The organism is Streptomyces sp. NPDC058632, from assembly GCF_042717095.1.
Taxonomy (GTDB): Bacteria; Actinomycetota; Actinomycetes; order Streptomycetales; family Streptomycetaceae; genus Streptomyces.
On record NZ_JBHXQZ010000155.1, the window covers coordinates 1 to 4370 of the forward strand.

The following is a 4370-nucleotide window of genomic DNA, read 5'->3' on the forward strand; positions in this document are numbered from 1 at the left end:
CTAGCGCGCCCCCGCCGCGGGGGGCGCGCGGGTGCTCCCCGGGGGGGGCGGCGGCGCCCCGGGCGGGGCGGGGGGGGGGGCCCCCCCCCGCGGGGGCCGCCCCCCCCCACCCCGCACGGCCCGGTCCGCCCGACGGCTGACGTCCTGCGCCGGGTACGCCTTCCCGGCCCTCACCCCAGCCGTCCTCCCTCCTTCGGACACCCCGGTCGTCCCGGCGCCGAACGGCCGCCCCGAACACCCGGTGTCCCCACCGGACCGCCAGCCGTCCGCCGGTCTTCCTCCAGATGGGTTGCGTTGATATGGACAAGGAACAGAAGCTCCGGGACTACCTCAAGCGAGCGAGCGCCGATCTGAAGCGTTCGCGGCAGCGGGTGAGCGAGCTGGAGGCGGCGGCCACCGAGCCCATCGCGATCGTCGGCATGGGCTGCCGATACCCGGGCGGGGTGAGCAGTCCGGAAGATCTGTGGCGGATGCTGGTCGCCGGCGAGGACGGCATCACCCCGATGCCCGGCGACCGGGGCTGGGAGGCCGCCATCGGCGACGGGCCCGCCGACTTCGCGGGCGGTTTCCTGCACGACGCCCCCGCTTTCGACGCGGACTTCTTCGGCATCTCGCCCCGCGAGGCCCTCTCCATGGACCCGCAGCAACGACTGCTCCTGGAAACCTCCTGGGAGGCCTTCGAACGCGCCGGGATCGACCCGTCCGGCGTCCGCGGCAGCCGTACCGGCATGTTCGTCGGCGCCATGCCGCAGGACTACCGCGTCGGTCCCGACGACGACGTACAGGGTTTCCAGCTGACCGGCAACGCCACCAGCATCCTGTCCGGCCGGCTGTCCTACTTCTACGGTGCCGTCGGCCCCGCCGTCACCGTCGACACCGCCTGCTCGTCCTCGCTGGTCGCCCTGCACCTGGCCGCCCAGGCACTGCGCGCGGGGGAGTGCTCGCTGGCACTGGCGGCCGGCGTCACCGTGATGGCGAGCCCCACCACCTTCGTCGAGTTCGCCCGCCAGGGCGGTCTCGCGGGCGACGGCCTCTGCAAGTCCTTCGCCGACGCCGCCGACGGCACCGGCTGGTCCGAGGGCGTCGGCGTCCTCGTCCTGGAGCGGCTCTCCGAGGCCCGCCGCAACGGCCACCACGTGCTCGCCGTGGTGCGCGGCTCCGCGGTCAACCAGGACGGCGCCTCCAACGGCCTGACCGCCCCCAACGGCCCCTCCCAACAGCGGGTCATCGAGGCCGCCCTGGTCAACGCCCGGCTCTCCGCCGCCGAGGTCGACGCGGTCGAGGCACACGGCACCGGCACCGTCCTCGGCGACCCCGTCGAGGCGCAGGCGCTGCTCGCCACCTACGGCCAGGGCCGCGACCCCGAACGGCCGCTGCTGCTCGGCTCGGTGAAGTCCAACATCAGCCACACCCAGGCCGCCGCCGGTGTCGCCGGCATCATCAAGATGGTCATGGCGATGCGCCACGACCTGCTCCCGCGGACACTGCACGTGGACCGGCCGTCCACCCATGTCGACTGGACCGAGGGAGCCGTCCGCCTCCTCACCGAGCCCGTCGCGTGGCCGCGCCGCGAGAACGCCCCGCGCCGGGCCGGCGTCTCCTCGTTCGGTCTGTCCGGCACCAACGCGCACACCATCATCGAGGAGGCCCCCGCCGAGGTTCCCGCCGGCGCCTCCGCCGAAGAGCCCACCGCCCCCGGTGCACAGGACACCCCTGCCGTCGGGCCCGGTGCGCTGCCGTGGCTGCTGTCCGGCCGCACCGCCGACGCACTGCGCGAGCAGGCCGGCCGGCTGCTGACGCACCTGCGCGACCGGCCCGCGCTCACCGCGCTCGACGCCGCCCATTCCCTGGCCACCACCCGCTCCGCCTTCGAGCACCGCGCCGCGTTCACCGCCGCCGACCGGGACACCGCCCTCGCCGCCCTCACCGCGCTCGCCGCCGGCGAGGACGCGCCCGGTCTCACCGTCCGCCAGACCCGCGGCCGCCCCAAGCTCGCCGTGCTCTTCTCCGGCCAGGGCTCCCAGCGCCCCGGCATGGGCCGCGACCTGTACGCCCGCTTCCCCGTCTTCGCCCGCGCCCTCGACGAGATCCTCGGCCACCTCGACGCCGGACTCGACCGCCCGCTGCGCCCCCTCCTGCTGGCCGACGCGGACACCCCCGAGGCCACTCTCCTCGACCGCACCGGATACGCGCAGCCCGCCCTGTTCGCCCTCGAAGTCGCCCTGTACCGGCTGGTCGAGTCCTGGGGTCTCACCCCCGACCACGTCACCGGCCACTCCGTCGGCGAGATCGCCGCCGCGCACGTCGCGGGCGTCTTCTCCCTGGAGGACGCCTGCACCCTGGTCCTCGCCCGCGGCCGGCTGATGGAGGCGCTGCCCGAGGGCGGCGCCATGGTCTCCGTCGAGGCCACCGAGGACGAGACGGCCCCGCTGGTCGCCGAGCGCGCCGCCCGGCTGTCGATCGCCGCCGTCAACGGTCCCTCGGCGGTGGTCGTCGCGGGCGCCGCCGACGACGTCGACGCCGTGGCCGCCCACTTCGCCGCTCTCGGCCGCCGCACCCGCCGGCTGCGCGTCTCGCACGCATTCCACTCGCCGCTGATGGAGCCGATGCTCGAGGAGTTCCGGGACGTCGTCGCCGGGCTGACCCCGCAGGCCCCCTCGCTGCCCGTGGTCTCCAATCTGACCGGCATGCCCGCAACGGTCGAGCAGCTGACCTCCGCCGACTACTGGGCCGACCACGTCCGGAACACCGTCCGCTTCGCCGACGGCGTCCGCCGGCTGGCCGGACACGGCACCGGCGTCTTCCTCGAACTCGGCCCCGACGGCACCCTGTCCGCGCTCAGCCGTGCCTGCCTGGACGCCGCCGGACACGAGGACGCCGTCGTCCTGCCCGCCCTGCGCAAGGACCGGCCCGAGACCACCGCGCTCACCGAGACCGCCGCCGGCCTCCACCTGCACGGCGTGCCGCTGCGCTGGGAGCGCTGGTTCGAGGGCACCGGCGCCCGCCGCGCCGACCTGCCGACGTACGCCTTCCGGCACCGCCGGTTCTGGCCCAAGGGCGTCACTGGAACGGCCGGCGACGTACGGGCCGCCGGCCTGGGCGCCGCCCACCACCCGTTGCTGGCCGCCGCCGTCACCCTCGCCAACTCCGACGGGCTGCTGCTCACCGGCCGCCTCTCGGTGCGCACCCACCCCTGGCTCGCCGACCACACGGTGCGCGGCACGGTCCTGCTGCCCGGCACCGCCTTCCTGGAACTCGCCGTCCGGGCCGGTGACGAGGTCGGCTGCGACCGCGTCGAGGACCTCACCCTGGCCGCGCCGCTCGCCCTGCCCGAGGACGGCGGCGTCCAGGTGCAGGTGTGGATCGGCAGCCCCGACGACACCGGCCGCCGCACCCTCAGCCTCTACGCCCGCCCCGACGGCGACGACGACCAGCCGTGGACCCGGCACGCCACGGGCACCCTCGCCCCCGGCGCCCGCCACGAGGACGGCTTCGACGCGGCCGTGTGGCCCCCGGCCGGCGCCGAACCGGTCGACCTGGACGGCTTCTACGACGGGCTCGCCGACGCCGGATTCGGCTACGGACCGGCCTTCCGCGGCCTGCGGGCGGTGTGGCGGCGCGGCGAGGAGACCTTCGCCGAGGTCGTCCTCGACGCCGGACCCGCCGGCGACGCGCCCGCGTTCGGCATCCACCCCGCGCTCCTGGACGCGGCCCTGCACGCCACCGCCTTCGCCCCGCTCGGTGAGGACGGGCGTGGCGGGCTGCCGTTCTCCTGGCAGGACGCCACCCTGCACGCGAGCGGCGCCACCGAGGTCCGGGTCCGGCTCACCCCGGCCGGTGACGACGCCGTGTCGATCGCCGTCACCGACGCCACCGGTGCGCCCGTCGCCTCCGTGGCCTCCCTGGTGCTGCGCACCGCCCCGGACGCACGTGCCACCGCGGCCTCCGCCCTGGAACGGGACGCGCTGTTCGCCCTGGACTGGACCCGGATCACCGCCTCCGCCGACGGCACCGCCCTGCCCGCCACCGTCGGCCTGCTCGGCACCGACCCCTTCGGTCTCACCGCCGCCCTGGCCACCGCCGGCGCGACCGTGACCGCCGTGCCCGGGGCCGCGGACGACTCCGACGCGTCCAAAACGGGTGAGACCCCGGACCTGGTGCTCGCCCCCGTCGCCGGCGCGGGCGACGACCTCGTGCTCGCCTCGGTGCACGACATCACCTCCCGCGCCCTCGGACACGTGCGGGACTGGCTCGCCGACCCGGCCCGCTCCGGCTCGCGGCTGGTGTTCGTCACCCGCGGAGCCGGCGCCACCGACGGCGGCGCGGTCGCCGACCCGGCCGCTGGGGGCCGCGGGGGGCGGGGGAGGTCC

At 76.3% G+C, this 4370-nt stretch carries 1 protein-coding gene; it reads left to right on the top strand.

Going from position 1 to position 4370, the window contains the following annotated elements:
* Window positions 1–299: 299 nt before the first annotated feature.
* Window positions 300–4370, top strand: a 4071-nt coding sequence (locus ACFWVE_RS33935) for a type I polyketide synthase (protein ID WP_384022770.1), incomplete at its 3' end; no start/stop codon positions are given.